The 15686-nt window shown below is 70.8% G+C and carries 14 protein-coding genes; 5 read left to right on the plus strand and 9 right to left on the minus strand.

Annotated features, from left to right (window positions below; all coding sequences use genetic code 11):
• Position 1: 1 nt before the first annotated feature.
• Positions 2–928 carry a peptide chain release factor N(5)-glutamine methyltransferase gene (gene prmC, locus B5F23_RS09820; protein ID WP_164484260.1) on the minus strand — a complete coding sequence of 309 codons (927 nt, stop codon included), beginning with the start codon at positions 926–928 and terminating at the stop codon, positions 2–4.
• 396 nt (positions 929–1324) lie between these two features.
• Positions 1325–2389: a peptide chain release factor 1 gene (gene prfA / locus B5F23_RS07945; RefSeq protein WP_087353478.1), complete on the minus strand. Its 1065-nt coding sequence runs from the start codon at positions 2387–2389 to the stop codon at positions 1325–1327.
• Positions 2390–2616: 227 nt separating this feature from the next.
• Here prfA and B5F23_RS07950 point away from each other — a divergent pair, with 227 nt between their 5' ends.
• Positions 2617–4137: a hypothetical protein gene (locus B5F23_RS07950; protein WP_087353480.1), complete on the plus strand. Its 1521-nt coding sequence runs from the start codon at positions 2617–2619 to the stop codon at positions 4135–4137.
• Positions 4138–4247: 110 nt separating this feature from the next.
• Here the strand turns inward: B5F23_RS07950 and rpmE are convergent, their stop codons facing one another.
• Positions 4248–4661, minus strand: coding sequence for a 50S ribosomal protein L31 (rpmE, locus tag B5F23_RS07955; RefSeq protein WP_087353482.1), 414 nt, complete (start codon positions 4659–4661; stop codon positions 4248–4250).
• A 164-nt stretch (positions 4662–4825) separates the two neighbouring features.
• Between rpmE and B5F23_RS07960 the strand changes: the two genes are divergently transcribed.
• Positions 4826–5605 carry a type III pantothenate kinase gene (locus B5F23_RS07960; protein WP_087353484.1) on the plus strand — a complete coding sequence of 260 codons (780 nt, stop codon included), beginning with the start codon at positions 4826–4828 and terminating at the stop codon, positions 5603–5605.
• 356 nt (positions 5606–5961) lie between these two features.
• Here B5F23_RS07960 and B5F23_RS07965 read toward each other — a convergent pair whose 3' ends face one another.
• From B5F23_RS07965 to B5F23_RS07975, 3 genes are all read right to left on the minus strand, one after another.
• Positions 5962–6483: a hypothetical protein gene (locus B5F23_RS07965; protein WP_087353486.1), complete on the minus strand. Its 522-nt coding sequence runs from the start codon at positions 6481–6483 to the stop codon at positions 5962–5964.
• A complete protein-coding gene (gene folP / locus B5F23_RS07970) occupies positions 6474–7973 on the minus strand; it encodes a dihydropteroate synthase (protein WP_087353488.1) in 1500 nt (499 codons plus the stop codon). The genes B5F23_RS07965 and folP overlap by 10 nt, the downstream gene beginning before the upstream one ends.
• A 100-nt stretch (positions 7974–8073) precedes the next feature.
• Positions 8074–8811, minus strand: a complete 738-nt coding sequence (locus B5F23_RS07975; protein ID WP_087353490.1) for an NAD-dependent protein deacylase — start codon at positions 8809–8811, stop codon at positions 8074–8076.
• A gap of 157 nt (positions 8812–8968) precedes the next feature.
• Here B5F23_RS07975 and B5F23_RS07980 point away from each other — a divergent pair, with 157 nt between their 5' ends.
• Positions 8969–9922 carry a patatin-like phospholipase family protein gene (locus B5F23_RS07980; protein WP_087353492.1) on the plus strand — a complete coding sequence of 318 codons (954 nt, stop codon included), beginning with the start codon at positions 8969–8971 and terminating at the stop codon, positions 9920–9922.
• A 24-nt stretch (positions 9923–9946) separates the two neighbouring features.
• Here the strand turns inward: B5F23_RS07980 and B5F23_RS07985 are convergent, their stop codons facing one another.
• Complete coding sequence (locus tag B5F23_RS07985; protein WP_087353494.1) at positions 9947–10726, minus strand: exodeoxyribonuclease III; 780 nt, start codon at positions 10724–10726, stop codon at positions 9947–9949.
• Between the two features lie 280 nt (positions 10727–11006).
• Here B5F23_RS07985 and B5F23_RS07990 point away from each other — a divergent pair, with 280 nt between their 5' ends.
• Positions 11007–12191, plus strand: a complete 1185-nt coding sequence (locus tag B5F23_RS07990) for a pyridoxal phosphate-dependent aminotransferase (protein WP_087353496.1) — start codon at positions 11007–11009, stop codon at positions 12189–12191.
• Between the two features lie 46 nt (positions 12192–12237).
• A complete protein-coding gene (locus B5F23_RS07995; protein ID WP_087353498.1) occupies positions 12238–13065 on the plus strand; it encodes a phosphatase in 828 nt (275 codons plus the stop codon).
• 57 nt (positions 13066–13122) lie between these two features.
• On the opposite strand, the gene ftsH is transcribed toward B5F23_RS07995, so the two are convergent.
• Together ftsH and hpt are read right to left on the minus strand one after the other, a co-directional pair.
• Entirely contained in the window at positions 13123–15054 is a 1932-nt protein-coding gene (gene ftsH / locus B5F23_RS08000) for an ATP-dependent zinc metalloprotease FtsH (protein WP_087353500.1), read from the minus strand.
• A 48-nt stretch (positions 15055–15102) separates the two neighbouring features.
• Complete coding sequence (hpt, locus tag B5F23_RS08005; protein WP_087353502.1) at positions 15103–15654, minus strand: hypoxanthine phosphoribosyltransferase; 552 nt, start codon at positions 15652–15654, stop codon at positions 15103–15105.
• Positions 15655–15686: the final 32 nt, after the last annotated feature.

Here is a 15686-nt window from a genome sequence, read left to right on the forward strand (position 1 = left end):
GCTACCCCTCCCTCACGGCGACGAGGACGCGCGGGCGATGCGTGAGGTCCTCGCGCACCTCGACGAGCGACCAGCCGCCCTGCGCGCGGGCGAGCTCCGCGGCCTGGTCGAGCGCCCCCTCGAAGAGCTCGACGGCGAGCGTGCCGCCCGGCTCGAGCGCGGCCGGCGCGAGCTCGAGCAGCCGGCGGAACATGTCAAGCCCGTCGGGGCCGCCGTCGAGCGCGAGCGCGGGCTCGTGGTCGCGCACCTCGGCGGGGACCTCGTTCGCGAGGACCGCGGTTGGTATGTAGGGCGGGTTGGAGACGAGCACCGAGAAGGTGCCCATGAGCTCCGGGGAGACGCCAGACGCAAGGTCGCACTCGACGAGCTCGACGCGCTCCTCGAGGCCGAGCGCCTCGCGGTTGCGCGTGGCGAGCGCGACGGCGCGCGGCGAGAGGTCGGTAGCCGTGACGTGCGTGCCGGGGCGCTCCGAGGCAATGGAGAGCGCAATGCAGCCGGTCCCGGTGCCCACCTCGAGCACGCGGACGGGGGCGAGCGCGGCGTCCGGGTCCTTCTCGCCGGCGGACCTCCTGCCGACCGCGGCGTCCACGCCCTCCAGGGCGGCGTCCACCAGAACCTCGGTCTCGGGGCGCGGGATGAGCACGCCCTCCTCGCAGCGCAGGACGATGTGGCGGAAGGGCATCTCGCCGGTCACGTACTGGAGCGGCTCGCCGGCCGCGCGGCGCTCGATCGCGGCGTGCATGGCGGCGAGCTCGTCGGCCTCGAGCGGCTTGTCAAAGTTGACGTAGAGCTCCACGCGGGAGAGGCCGCAGACGTTGGCGAGCAGCCACTCGGCCGAGAGGCGCGGGTGCTCGTCCCCCTTGCGGCCCAGGTAGCCGCTCGTCCAGTCCAGGATGCGCTTGATGGTCCAGGGCTCGGCTGCCGCCACGTCTTCCTCCCTCGTTCGTCGGTCCCCGCATCATAGCGCAAGCCGCGGGGCGTGCCGACGCTCTTCTCGCCGCTGCGTTGCGAGGCTGGCGAAAAACCGCCGCGATTGTGCGTCTGGGCCTCAGCGCGCTCCCGGAAGGCCCCCTTCTGCCAAGAAGTCCCCTCGGTTGGGCGCGATGTTTGATGCGGTTGCGCTGCACGGCGCGTCCGTTTGTGGAGCGGACGTGGATTTGGCCACGTTTTGCATGAGAGTGGGTGGCAAGTTTGATGCGCGCCGCGAGGGCACATCAAACTTGCCACCCAATCGTGCGCGATTTGCGCGGCAGGGGCGAGAAGGGCCGTCCGACGGGGCAGACGGCGAGAGGGGCTGGCGAGAAGAACCGGCGGGGCGAGCGCCCTACACGGCCTGCGCGAGCTTCTCGGCGCGCTCGGCGGCGGCCAGTGCCTCGATCACGGAGGGCAGGGCGTCTCCGAGCAGCACGCCGTTGTAGGTGCCGTTGAAGCCGATGCGGTGGTCGGTCACGCGATCCTGCGGCTGGTTGTAGGTGCGGATCTTCTCGGAGCGGTTGCCGTGGCCGATCTGGGAGAGGCGCGCGGCGCCCTGCTCGGCCTGCTGCTTCTCGAGCTCCATCTCGTAGAGGCGGGCGCGCAGCATCTGCATGCAGACCTCGCGGTTCTGGATCTGGGAGCGCTGGTCCTGGGACTGCACCACGGTGTTGGTGGGCAGGTGCGTGATGCGCACGGCCGAGTACGTGGTGTTGACGCACTGGCCGCCGGGGCCGGAGGCGCAGTAGGTGTCGATGCGCAGGTCGGACTGGTCGATCTGGATGTCGATCTCGTCGGCCTCGGGCAGGACCGCCACGGTGGCCGTGGAGGTCTGGATGCGGCCCTGGCTCTCGGTCTTGGGGACGCGCTGGACGCGGTGCACGCCGGACTCGTACTTGAGGACGGAGTAGACCTTGTCGCCCGCGACCTTGAACTCGATGGTCTTGAAGCCGCCCGCCTCGCTGGGGCTCGACGAGAGGACCTGGATCTTCCACCCGCGGCTCTCGCAGAAGCGCTGGTACATCTTGTAGAGGTCCCCGGCGAAGATGGCAGCCTCGTCGCCGCCCACGCCGGCGCGGATCTCCACGATGGTGTCCTTCTCGTCATTGGGGTCGGCCGGGATGAGCAGGAACTTGATATCCTCCTCGAGGGCCGGGAGCTTGGCCTCGTTGGCGGAGATGTCCTCCTGGAGCATGGCCTTCTCGTCGGCGTCGGCCTCGTGCAGCATCTCCTTGGCGGCGTCGATGTCGTCGAGCGCGCCGAGGTACTCGCGGGCCTTGGCAACGAGCTCGGCCTGGCCGGCGTGCTCCTTGGCCAGGCGCGCGTACTCCTTGGGGTCGGACACGACGGCCGGGTCCATGAGCTTCTTCTCGAGCTCCTCGTAGGCCTGGATGATCTTGGTGAGCTTGTCTCGCATGTTGTCTCCTCGCGGTGGGGGTGGGCACGGCTGGCGGGCGCCTGCGCATCCGCGCGGCGCTGCGTGCGCAGCTAGAGCATGTCGAACCTCAGGTACATGAGTCCCCCACCCGTCTTCCGATCGAACCTTTTCATAATACCCCGAATGCGGCGGCGCCGAACGGCCGCGACGGCACGCGCGGGCCCCGTGATGTGCGAAACTGTGAAAAGGCCACAGAAGGAGCGAGCATGGCAGAGCCCAGGGACACGGCGGACGAGAAGAACGAGGCGCTCGCGGCGGTGCCGGAAGGCGCGACAGACGAGACGCCGGCGGAGCCCGGAGCCGACGAGACCATCGCGGGAGAGACGGCCGCGCTCGAGGGGCGCGCGGGCGAGGAGCTCGGGACCGCGGACGCGGACGCGCCCTCCCCCGAGCCCGACGCCACGGTCGAGCGGCCCTTCGTGACCGCCGACGAGACCGAGCGCCTCCCCGAGGGCGCGGGTGCGGACGCCCCCAGGCTGCGCGACGTCACCGGGACCCTGGGCGACTACGTGCGCGCCCGGCTCTCCGAGGCGGGCGGCTTCGTGCGCTCCCACCGCGTCGCGAGCGCGGCGCTCGCAATCCTTGCCGTGGCGGCCGTGGCGCTGATGGCCATGGCCTTCGCGAGGGCAGGCTCGCTCCCCTCCGCCCAGCAGGTCGAGCAGGACGCGCGCGGCGCGCTCTCGGCCCCCCGCTACTCCGGGGGCACCTACGGGCCCGACGACATCGTGGTCCTGCGCTCGGTGGACGTGCGCTCGACCACGCGCTCGGCGAGCGCCCCCGAGGGCGCGCAGGGACGCTTCGGGGCCTCGGGCTACGCCGTGGCCGAGGTCGTCCTGAGCTACTCGGGCTCCTCGGTGAGCGCCGACCAGGCGGCGACGCTCCAGTACGCCAGCGTCGACGGCGCCTGGGAGCTCATCGGCGGGGCCGAGGGCGCGCGCGTTGCCTGGCAGGCGGACGCGGGCGTGGACGAGCAGAAGGTCCTGCGCAACGCCCACCTGCTGCTCGAGCGCGCGGACGAGCAGGCCGCCTCGGACGACGCCACCGCGAGCCTCGCCTCGCTCTACGAGCAGGCCGACGTCGAGGTGACGTCCTCGTCCTTCGACGCCGAGGCGCAGGCCTGCACGGTCGACGTGCGCTACGTCCGCGCCGGGGCGTTCGAGTCCTACACGTGCAACCTCACGGCGGACTTCTCCTTCGACGCGCAGTCCGGCCAGTGGGCGCTCTCGGGCGTCGAGGTCGGCGAGGGCTCCTACGAGCGCAGCCTCGAGGGCGTCCTGGGCACCTGGCAGGGCACCTTCGTGAGCCAGGAGACCGACGGCACCAAGTGCCTGGCCGCGCGCGACGCCGGCCTGAGCGTCACCGTCACCTCCGCCGAGGGCAACGCGATCTCCGGGACGGTCTCCGGCGTGGCGCACTACCACGGGCACCCCTCCGACGACGCGCAGTCCTGCCCGGGCGACCTCGTCTTCGAGGACGTGCCCTTCGAGGCCCGCCTCGTGGACGAGCCCGACGAGCAGACGGGAAGCGACCTCACGTTCGCGGCCACGCTGCCCGAGGACGTGGGCGGAACGGTGAGCCTCAGGCTGGGCTTCGGCACCTCCGAGGACCCCGCGCAGGCGGTGGCGCTCGTGGAGACCTCCTACCCCCACACCGGCTCGTTCCTGTTCTTCCCCGTGGACGAGACCCTCACGTACACGGACCGCCTCACGCTCTCCCGGGCCCAGTAGCGCCCGGTGCCCGCACGCCGGGCACGCCTCTCGGGCCACGAAAAGAGCGCCCCGCGAAACCTCCGCGGGACGCTCGTTCTTCTCGCCTTGCCTTGGGCGGAATCAGGTTGCTACTCGGCAGCCTCAGTGGTCTCGGGCTCGGCAGCGGCCTCCTCGGCGGGAGCGGCGGCAGCCTCGGCCTCGGCCTTCTTGGCGTACTCGGCAGCGCGCTTGGCCTTCTCGGCGGCCTTGGCCTCCTTGGCGGCCTTCTTGGCAGCGGCCTCCTCAGCAGCCTTGGCGGCACGGGCAGCCTTGGCCTCCTCGGCCTTCTTGAGCTGGGCGGCAGCGGCGCCACCGAACTTGTCGGCGAAGCGCTGGACGCGACCGCCGGTGTCGACGAGCTTCTGCTGGCCGGTGTAGAACGGGTGGCACTTGTCGCAGAGGTCGACCACGATCTCCTTCTTGGTGGAGCGGGTCTTCCAGGTGTTGCCGCAGGTGCAGCGGACGGTGCACTCCACGTAGTCGGGGTGGATACCTTGCTTCATGGCAGGACTCCTCTTCTTCGGCCCTGGTTTCCGACCAGGGCAGGGGTTCGTCTTGGTTCCGACCAAGACACAATAGCCGTTGGAGTATATCAGAAAGCTCGTGGCGCATCTGTGAAGAATCGAGAAGTAAGATAGGTCGCATGCAACCGTACACGGGAGGCCCCATGTTCCTTGCCATCGACGTCGGCAACACGCAGTCCACCCTCGGGCTCTTCGACGAGCGCGGGGCGCTCGTCCGGGGCTGGCGCATGTCCACGGACGTCAGCGACACCTCAGACATGCTGCACGCGCGGCTCTACTCGTTCTTCATGAAGGACGGCCTGGAGCTCTCCCGCGTGACCGAGGCGGGCGTGGCCAGCGTGGTCCCCGCCCTCGAGCGGGCCTGGCAAAAGTGCCTCTCCGCCCACCTCGACCACGCGCCGCTGCTGGTGCGCGGAGGGGTCGACTACGGCATGCCGATCGACATGCCCGACCCCCGCCAGGTGGGCGCTGACCGCATCGCCAACGCCATCGCCGCACGGCAGGACTACGGGACGCCGGTCATCGTGGTGGACTTTGGCACGGCGACCAACATCGACGTGGTCGACCAGCGCGGGGCCTATCGCGGGGGCGCCATCTCGCCGGGGCTCATGCTCTCCGCGGGGGCGCTCTTCGAGCGCGCGGCGCGGCTCGCGAGTGTGCCCATCGTCGCGCCCGAGCGCGCGCTCGGGGACTCGACGGAGCACGCGCTGCAGTCCGGGCTGGTCGTAGGGGCGGCAGCCCAGGCCGAGGGGCTCGTCGCGCGCATCCGCGCCGAGCTCGGCGCACCCGAGGCGACCGTGGTGGGCACCGGCGGGCTCGCGCGCACCGTGGCGGCGGCGACCGACCTCTTCGACGCCGTGGACCCCACGCTCACGCTGCGCGGCATACGCGAGATCTGGCTCTGGGAGCAGGCGCGGGCGTAGACGGCCGGCCGGCTGGGCGGAACCGCCGCACGCACCTGACGCGCGCGCCCGCCCGCCGCGCGCACCCGCCCGCCGCGCGCTTAAGAAATCGGGGTTATGGCAGCCGGAATCTTTTGGCTGCTTAACAATCCGGGGTTGTCCCGGACAAGGCGGATTGCGACGCTTAGGAAAACGGGGTTATGGCGAGAAGAACCGCGTCGCTGCTTAACAATTCCGGGTTATGGCAGGACCTGACGTCGCCCCGAGGTCCTTCTCGCCCCGTGAGCGGCGGGACGACCCCGGATTGTTAAGCATGCCCTGGGCGCTGGCTGCCATAACCCCGATTTCCTAAGCGCGGCGCTCCGGCGAGAAGGACTTCAGCGCGCCGGTCGCAGCGTGGCCTGCTCGGGCGCGAGCTCGAGCTCCTGGGCGCCGCCCTCCAGGCGCACCGTGGCGCGGCCCCACACGTCCACCCCGGCGAGCTCGCCGCGCGCGATCGCGCGCCCGCCGCGCACGACCTCGACCTTCTCCCCCATGCCGAGAAGGGCGTCAAAGTAGTCGCCGAGCGCGGGCGCGAGCGGGCCGGCGCACGCGCGGCCCGCGGCCACGTCGGCGGCCCAGGCGCCCACCGCGTCCTCGACCGCGCGCTCGAGGGCCGCGGCGTCGAGGTTCTTCTCGGCGTCCCACGCGAGGTCGCAGCGGACGAGGAGGCCGCCCTCGTATCCGGCGCGGGCGTCGACCGAGACGAGCGGCTCTCCCGAGCCCGTCACCACGGAGTGCGGCCAGGCGACGCGCTCTCCCAGCTCGCGGGCGACGGCGAGCGCCGCCACGTACGGCACGCCGCCCACAAAGCCCATGGGCACGTCGGGGCGCAGCGTGAGCGAGGTCCCTACTCCCATGCGATCTCCCCGAGGTCGGCGGTCACGTGTCCCACGCGCTCGTCGCGCGCCACGACCGGCACGCCGGCGTGCGCGAGGAAGCGCTCCGGGTCGTGCATGAGGTCCTCCATCGGGACGAGCACGTAGTCGCGCTCGCCGAGGCGGGGGTGCGGCAGGGTGAGGCGCGCGCCGGCGTGGCGCTCGCCCTCGACCCACATGAGGTCGCAGTCGATGGTGCGCGGGCCGCTCCCGGGCTCCTTGGGACCGCGAGCGGCCTTGGCGGCGCTCTTCTCGCCGGCCCCGCGCGCGTCGTCCTTGGGGCGGATGCGACCGAGCTCGTCCTCCACCTCGAGCAGCTTGCCCATGAGCACGAGCGGGTGGAGCTCGGTGCGGATCTCGGCCACGGCGTTGGCCACCGGCGTGGCGATGCCGTAGGCGGGCTCGGTCTCGTAGGCGTGGCTCACGTTGACCACGCAGGTGAGCGGGATCTCGTCGATGAGCTGGGTCGCGCGGGCGAGGTTGGCCACGCGGTTGCCCACGTTGGAGCCCAGGCTCACGAACCCCTGGCGCGCGTCCTTGTGCGAGACGGCCCAGTAGGCGTTCACGGCCTGCGAGACGGCGGCGACGTCGTGGACGCGCAGGATGCGGGCGCCGTTCTCGATGGCGGAGATGCAGACGCCCGCCGTCGCCGCGTCGCGCATCGGCGCCTCGGCCACGCCGGAGACCGCGCCCACGAAGCGCTTGCGCGAGACCGCGCAGGCGAGCGGGTAGCCCATCGAGGCCATGGAGCGCGTGGCGCGCTGGATGACCACGTCCTCGTCGGCGAACTTGTCGAAGCCCGCGCCCGGGTCCATGCAGATGCGGTCGTGCGAGACGCCCGCGCGCATGAGGGTGCGCGCCTGGTCGCCAAGAAAGCCCATGACCTGGCGCATGATCGGCGCCTCCTCGGGCAGGGTGAAGCGGCGCTGCGAGGTCACGGGGCGCGGGACCGCGCTGCCGGTGGGGCGGGACTCGTCGAGCACGACCTGGCGGCGCGCCGGGGCGCCCGCGTGGGTGCCGAGGCCGTCGTGCTTCCAGTGCATGACGATGCAGCCGCAGGAGGTGTCGGCCGCCACGCGCACCATCTCGGGGTCGGTGAAGCCCGAGACGTCGTTGACGATGGCCGCGCCCAGGCGCACGCACATGCGAGCCACGTCGGCGTGACGGGTGTCCACGGAGACCACGGCGCCCGCCTCCACGAGCGCGCGGACCACCGGGACGATGCGCTCGGCCTCCACCTTGGAGTCGACCGGCGTGTGGCCGGGACGCGTGGACTCGCCGCCCACGTCGATGATGTCGGCCCCCTCATCGAGCATGGCAAGGCCACGCGCGATGGCGGCCTCGTGGTCGAGGTTCTCCCCGCCGTCCGAGAAGGAGTCCGGGGTCACGTTGAGGATGCCCATGATGCGCGGGCGCGCGAGGGAGATCTCGTGCGAGCCGCAGTGCCAGGTGCCGAAGTTGTCTCGTAGCATGGTTCCTCCTCGAGGCGTCTGTATCTCGTCCATTGTACCCAGCGCGGCCGAGAAGGGCGCGTGGCCGGGCTCGGCGGGCGGCACGTGGCGGGGCGGGCGCCTAGAAGTCGAAGGCGGCGGCGATGTCGCAGGCGCAGACGAGGTCGGCGGTGGCGTCCGCCGGCGTGGGATCGCGGTTGACGACCACCACCTCGTCGCCGCCGAAGTAGCTCACGAGCCCCGCGGCGGGATACACCACGAGCGAGGTTCCCCCGATGACGAGCAGGTCCGCCTCCCGGATGGCGCGCACGCTGGCGAGAAGAACCCGCTCGTCGAGCTGCTCGCCGTAGAGCACGACGTCGGGCTTCACAAGGCCGCCGCACTTCTCGCAGCGCGGGACGCCCCCGTGCGCGAGCACCCACTCGGCCGGGTAGACGGCGCCGCAGCCCCGGCAGACGTTGCGGTGGACCGACCCGTGCAGCTCGTGGACCTCGCGCGAGCCCGCCATCTGGTGCAGGCCGTCGATGTTTTGCGTCACGACCGCGGCGAGGTGCCCCTCGCGCTCGAGCTCCGCGAGCTTGAGGTGCGCCTGGTTGGGGCGCGCCGCGAGGCAGATCATGCGCTCGCGGTAGAAGTCGTAGAACTCCGCGGTGTGGGAGACGAAGAAGTCGTGCCCGAGCATGGTCTCGGGCGGGTATCTGAAGTGCTGGTGGTAGAGGCCGTCGGCGCTGCGGAAGTCGGGGATGCCGCTCGCCGTGGAGACGCCGGCGCCGCCGAAGAAGACGGCCCTTCTCGCCCGCGAGAAGCGCTCCGAGAGCTCCGAGGCGGCCTGGGCCGCGTCCGTGACCGTGCGTGACATGCGCCCTCCCATCGTCGACACGCTCTCATGGTAGTGCCGCGACGGCCCGAACGAGATGGAGAATCCGTCTGGTTTGGTTTGAGACGCGATATTTGGGGAACAAAGTCCTCTATCCGTGCGTTTTCGTCGCACCATACCGAGCGCAGAGGAGGCCGCCGTGGAGACCCTAGAGAACAACGTGTTTGACTGTGCCCTCGTCTTTGAGGGCGGCGGCTACCGCGTGAGCTACACCAGCGCCCTTGCCAACGTGCTTCTCGAGCAGGGCATCTACTTCGAGTACGTGTGCGGCCTCTCGGCCGGCGCGAGCACCTCGATCAACTACCTCTCGCGCGACCGCGAGCGCGTGCGCCGCTCCTTCATGACCGACGGCCCCATGCGCGAGCACGTGGGCCTGCGCTCGCTCGTGCGCGGCCACGGCTACTTTGACGCCGACGCGCTCTACGGCGGCGCGATCCAGGACGGGACGCTCCCGTTTGACTGGGAGACCTTCCAGGCAAACCCCGCGCGCGTGCGCATCCAGGCGTTCGAGCGGGACACGGGCCGCACCGTGCGCTTTGGGCGCGAGGACATGACCGACCCGACGCGCATGGTCAACCTCGTCCGCGCCAGCTCTACGCTCCCGGGCATGATGGAGCCGCTGCCCGTCGACGGCAAGACCCTCTACGACGGCGGCCTGGGCACGGGAGCGGGCATCCCCGCCTGCATGGCCGAGGACGACGGCTTCGAGCGCTTTGTCTTCGTGGCGACGCGGCCGCGCGGCTATCGCAAGAAGGAGCCCTCCGCGCGCGACCGCCAGGTCTACAAGCACCTCGCCAAGGACTACCCCTACCTGAGAAACGCCCTGCTCACGCGCTGGGAGCGCTACAACGCCGCGGCCGAGCACGTGGAGGAGCTCGAGCGGGCGGGCAAGGCGCTCGTGCTCTACCCCGACGAGATGCCGGTGGAGAACAACACGGTCAACCCGCGGCGCCTCGCCGCCGCGCACGAGATGGGACGAGCCCAGTACCTGCGCGAGCTGCCCCGCCTGCGCGAGTTCCTCTTCGGCGCCGCAGACGCCGGCCCCCGGCCGGACGACCCCGACGAGGGGACGGGCTACATCACGCTCGGCTAGGCGCGTGCGGGCGCGCCGGGGCCGCTACAGCTCGATCGTGAGCTCCACGGGGCAGTGGTCGGAGCCGTAGACCTCTGAGAGGATCGAGGCGCCGGTCACGCGGTCCGCGATGTCGTTGGAGACGAGGAAGTAGTCGATGCGCCAGCCCGCGTTGTTCTTGCGCGCGTTGAAGCGGTAGCTCCACCAGCTGTAGGCGCCGGCGAGGTCGGGGTGGCGCGCGCGGAAGGTGTCGGTGAAGCCGGCGTCGAGCAGGCGGGTGAAGCTCTCGCGCTCCTCGTCGGAGAAGCCCGCGTTGCCGCGGTTGGGGCCGGGGTTCTTGAGGTCGATCTCGTTGTGGGCCACGTTGAAGTCACCGCAGGTCACCACCGGCTTGCGCTCGGCCAGGCCGCAGAGGAACTCGCGGTAGCACGCGTCCCAGGCCAGGCGCGTCTCGATGCGCGCGAGCTCGTTCTGGGCGTTGGGCGTGTAGACGTCCACGAACCAGTAGCCGGGGAACTCGAGCGCGCAGACGCGGCCCTCGTCGTCGGCCTCCGGCGCGCCGATGTGGTTGATCACCTGGAGCGGCTCCTCGCGGGAGAACACGGCGGTGCCGGAGTAGCCCTTGCGCTCGGCGTAGCTCCAAGTCTGGTGGTAGCCGGGCAGCTCGAGCTCGATCTGGCCTGCCTGGAGCTTGGTCTCCTGCACGGCAAAGACGTCGGCGTCGCACGCGGCGACGACGTCGACGAAGCTCGGGTCCTTCTTCATGACGGCGCGCAGGCCGTTGACGTTCCAGGAGACGAGGCGCAGCTCGCGGGCGTCTGACATGGGCTTCCCTCCGGAGGATCTTGCGGGCGGCACGGTCTTTGGGCCACGGCGCGGGGGCCTGCAGGAGGCCGGGGGCGCCGAAACTTGATTGTAAGCGGTTTTTGGTCAACGCCTTGAGCGCCGGGCACTTCTCGCCCGGAAAAGCCGCAGGTACAGAAATGCTACAAAATAGGTGATACTTCACGCGCCGCGCGAAAACCGCTGACAACCGGAAAAGGGCGGCGGGCGGGCGACCGCGCGGGTACAATACGTGCAGCTGACACCACGGAAAGGGGCCGCCATGAGCATCAACGAGGCAAGCCGCGCCTACGGCGCGCAGAAGTCGTCCATCCGCGAGATCTCCGCCTACGCCGGTGCGCGCAAGGCCCAGATCGGCGCCGAGAACGTCTTTGACTTCTCGCTCGGCAACCCCTCCGTCCCGGCGCCGGACGCGGTGCGCACCTCGATCGAGCGCGCCCTGGCGCTGCCGGCCACGCAGCTGCACGGCTACACGCCGGCAAACGGCCTTCCCGCCGCGCGCGAGGCCGTCGCCGCGAGCCTCTCGCGCCGCTTTGGCGAGGGCACGGCGTCGGCGGACGACCTCTACCTCACCTGCGGGGCCGCGGCCTCGCTCTCCATCACGTTCCACGCCGTCGTGAACCCCGGCGACGAGGTCATCGTGATCGCGCCGTACTTCCCGGAGTACCGCGTGTGGATCGAGACGTCGGGTGCCACCTGCGTGGAGGTGCTCGCGGACCCGGCCACGTTCCAGGTAGACGTTGCCGCCGTGGCCGCCGCCGTCACCGAGCGCACCAAGGCCGTGGTCATCAACTCGCCCAACAACCCCGTGGGCTCCGTCTACTCGCGCGGGAACCTCGAGGCGCTCGCAGCGGCCCTGCACGACGCCGAGAAGCGCCTCGGCACCATCATCTACCTGGTTGCCGACGAGCCCTACCGCGAGATCACCTACGGCGCGGAGGTCCCCTGGGTGCCGGGAGTCTACGACCGCACGATCGTGTGCTACAGCTACTCCAAGAGCCTCTCGCTGCCGGGCGAGCGCATCGGCTGGGTGTTCGTGCCGCCCACCAACCCCGAGCACGACGACCTGGTGCTCGCGGTGGCCGGTGCCGGCCGCAAGCTGGGCTTCGTATGCGCCCCGGCGCTCTTCCAGCGCGTCCTTGTGGACTGCGTGGACTGCCCGAGCGACGTGGAGGCCTACGCCGAGAACCGCCGCGCGCTCACCGAGGGCCTCAGCCGCCTGGGCTACGAGTTCATCGAGCCCGAGGGCGCGTTCTACCTGTGGGTCAAGGCGCTCGAGCCGGACGCCAACGCCTTCTTCGAGCGCGCCCGCGCCCTCGAGCTGCTGCCCGTGCCGTCCGACTCCTTCGGCTGCCCGGGCTGGGTGCGCGTGGGCTACTGCGTGAGCCACGAGACCATCGTGAACTCCATGCCCGCCTGGGAGAAGCTCGCCGCGAGCTACCGCTAGGCCAGAGCCGGCCGGGGCCCGCCCCGGTCACCGCAGGAGGGAAGCCATGCTCCAGAACCGCTGCGACGTCCACACGCACACGCTCTACTCGCGTCACGCCTACTCGACGCTGCGCGAGAACGTCCTCGCCGCGCGCGAGGCGGGGCTCGAGCTGCTGGGCGTGACGGACCACTTCTCCGACATGCTCTTCCCGCGCACGGACCTCGAGCACGCCGACCTGCGCGACTACCAGCACTTCATCAACATGGGCGTCTGGCCGCGCTCCTGGGAGGGCGTGCGGCTGCTGCACGGCGCCGAGGCGGACGTCCGCACGCTCGACGGCCGGCTCTTTGGCCAGGACGTCGAGGTCACGACCGACATCACGGGCCGCCCCCTGCGCGAGGCCTGCTCGCTGTACGACCGCGTGGCCGCCGGCTGCGACTACGTGATCGCGAGCGTCCACTACAAGGAGTTCGCCGCGGGCGCCCCGGTCGCGCAGACGACCGAGATGTACCTCCGCGCGCTCTCCCAGCCCAAGGTGCTCGTCCTCGGGCACACGGGCCGCGCGGGCGTGCCCTTCGACGTGCGCGAGGTCGTGGGCGAGGCCGCGCGCCAGGGGAAGCTCATAGAGATCAACGAGCACAGCCTCGAGACGCGCGGCCCCGGCGGGCGCACGTGGGCGAGCTGCCGCGCGATCGCGGAGACCTGCGCGGAGCTCGGCTGCCAGGTCGTCGTGAACACCGACGCACACGTCTGCTGCGCCGTGGGCCGCACGCCGCACGCGCTCGGTATGCTCGAGGAGATCGGCTTTCCGCAGGAGCTCATCGCCACGCGCTCGGCGGAGGCGTTTCTCGCCGCGATGTCGGCGGCGGGCCTGCGCACGCCGGGCGTCTAGGGGCGCACGGGGCGAGAGGTGCAGGCGCCCGGCCCGGATGAGACGGCCTGCCCTGCCCTAATCGTCTTGCTCGCTCGCGACGTACTCGTCCCAGCGCCCGTCGAGAAGCGCGTCCACCGCGTCGCCCTCGACGGTCTCGCGCTCAAGCAGGACGCGCGCCATCGTATCCATCTGGTCGCGGCGGGCGCCGAGCACCTCGCGGGCCCGCTCGTGCCCGGCGCGCATGATGCGCTCCACCTCGTCGTCGATGCGCTTTGCCGTCTCGGCGGAGTAGTCCTGGTGGTTGGCGTAGTCCCGGCCGAGAAAGACCTCGTGCTGCGCCTCGCCGAAGACCTGCGCGCCGAGCTCCTCGCTCATGCCGTAGCGCGTGACCATCGTGCGCGCGAGCTTGGTGGCGCGCTCGAGGTCGTTGCTGGCGCCGGTCGTGACGTCGTCGCAGAAGAGCTCCTCGGCGGTGCGGCCGGCGAGCAGCACCGCGATCTGGTCGAGCATGCCGTCGCGCGTCTCCAGGAAGTGGTCCTCCTCCGGAACCTGCAGCGTGTAGCCGAGCGCCTGGCCGCGACTCACGATACTGATCTTGTGGATCGGGTCGGAGTTCTCGAGCACGTGGCCCACGAGGGCGTGGCCGGACTCGTGGTAGGCGATGACGCGGCGCTCCCCCTCCGTGATCACGCGGCTCTTGCGCTCGGGGCCGGCAACGACGCGCTCCATGGCCTCCTCGACCTCGGCGGTCCCGATCAGCGAGAGGTGGCGGCGGGCGGCGAGAAGCGCGGCCTCGTTCATGAGGTTGGCGAGGTCGGCCCCCGTGAAGCCCGGCGTCACCTTGGCGAGGCGCCCGAAGTCGACGTCGTCCGCGAGGGGCTTGCCCTCGGCGTGCACGGCGAGGATCTTCTCGCGGCCGCCCACGTCGGGCCGGTCGACGGTGACGCGTCGGTCGAAGCGCCCCGGCCGCAGTAGGGCGGGGTCGAGGATGTCGGGGCGGTTGGTTGCCGCGACGAGGATGACCGACGAGCTGTCCTCGAAGCCGTCCATCTCGACGAGCAGCTGGTTCAGGGTCTGCTCGCGCTCGTCGTGGCCGCCGCCGAGGCCCGCGCCGCGCTGGCGGCCCACCGCGTCGATCTCGTCGATGAACACGATGCAGGGGGCCGCCTCCTTGGCCTGCTTGAAGAGGTCGCGCACGCGCGAGGCGCCCACGCCCACGAACATCTCCACGAAGTCCGAGCCGCTTATCGAGAAGAACGGCACGCCCGCCTCGCCGGCGACCGCCTTGGCGAGCAGCGTCTTGCCCGTGCCCGGCGGGCCCACGAGCAGCACGCCGTGCGGGATGCGCGCGCCCATCTTGTGGTAGCGCTCCGGGTCGGAGAGGAAGTCGCGCACCTCCTGGAGCTCCTCGACGGCCTCGTCGATTCCCGCCACGTCGTCAAAGGTGACCTTGGGCCGCTCGGCCTCCGTGGTGAGAGCGCGGGTCTTGGAGAACTGCATCGTCTTGTCCTGCTGCCCGGACATGCGGCTCATGTAGTACACGAAGACGCCCACCAGAAGCAGCGTGGGCACGACGGAGACGAGCACGGTCTCGAGCAGGCTGGAGTCCGAGGTGTCGATGTTGTAGGTGACGTCAGGATGCGCGGCCATGAGCTCGGCGAGCGAGTCGGACCCCACGTAGACGCTCGTGTAGTTGGTGAGCTGGTCCTCGTTGCCCTTCTCGGCGCCCTCCGCCCAGTACGTGCCCGAGACCGACCCGTCCGAGGTCCGGTAGGTGACCTCGGAGACGCGGCCGCCCTCGACCGCGGAGACGAACTCGTTGGTTGCGAGCGCGTCGGTCCCCTGACGGGGCCCGAAGAAGCTCGAGCCCAGCGTGTAGGCGACGTACGCCGCCACGACCACGAGGATGAGCGTGGAGATGGCGCTGGCGCGAGGGCGCTGGCCCCCGGGAAATCCCGGCCCGTGCGGTCCGGACGGCTCTCTGTCTGGGGTGTTGTTCTCTGACACTCGGGCTCCTAGCGTCTTGTCGGGCGAGAAGAACGGCGTGCCCGGGGCCTACTTCTCGTAGACCTCCGGCTTGAGGACGCCGATGTAGGGCAGGTTGCGGTAGCGCTCGGCGAAGTCGAGGCCGTAGCCCACGATGAACTCGTCGGGCACGTGCGTGCCAACGTAGCGCGGGTCGATGGCGGGACGGTTGCCGGGGACGTCCTTCACCAGGAACGCCGCCACCTCGACGGAGGCGGGGTTCCTGTTCTGGAGCATCCTGATGAGGTAGGAGAGCGTGAGGCCCGAGTCGAGGATGTCCTCGACGATGAGCACGTCGCGGCCCTCGATCTTGGTGTCGAGGTCCTTGACGATGCGCACCACGCCCGAGCTCTTGGCCCCCTCGCCGTAGCTCGAGACGGCCATGAAGTCCACGGAGAGCGGGCAGGAGATGGCGCGCATGAGGTCGGCGGTGAAGACCACCGCCCCACGCAGCACCGCCACGATCAGGGGGTTCCTGCCGGCGTAGTCGGCAGAGATCTGCTCGCCCATGCGCTTCACGATTCCACGGATGTCCTCCTCGGAAAGCAGGACCTCCTTGACGTCCGGGTGCAGCTGCTCCATCGCTTCTCCTCCTCGTCCGTGGCGGGCGGCGC

Origin of the sequence: Olsenella sp. An188 (assembly GCF_002160255.1) — a bacterium.
In the GTDB taxonomy this organism is placed as follows: Bacteria; Actinomycetota; Coriobacteriia; order Coriobacteriales; family Atopobiaceae; genus Thermophilibacter; species Thermophilibacter avistercoris.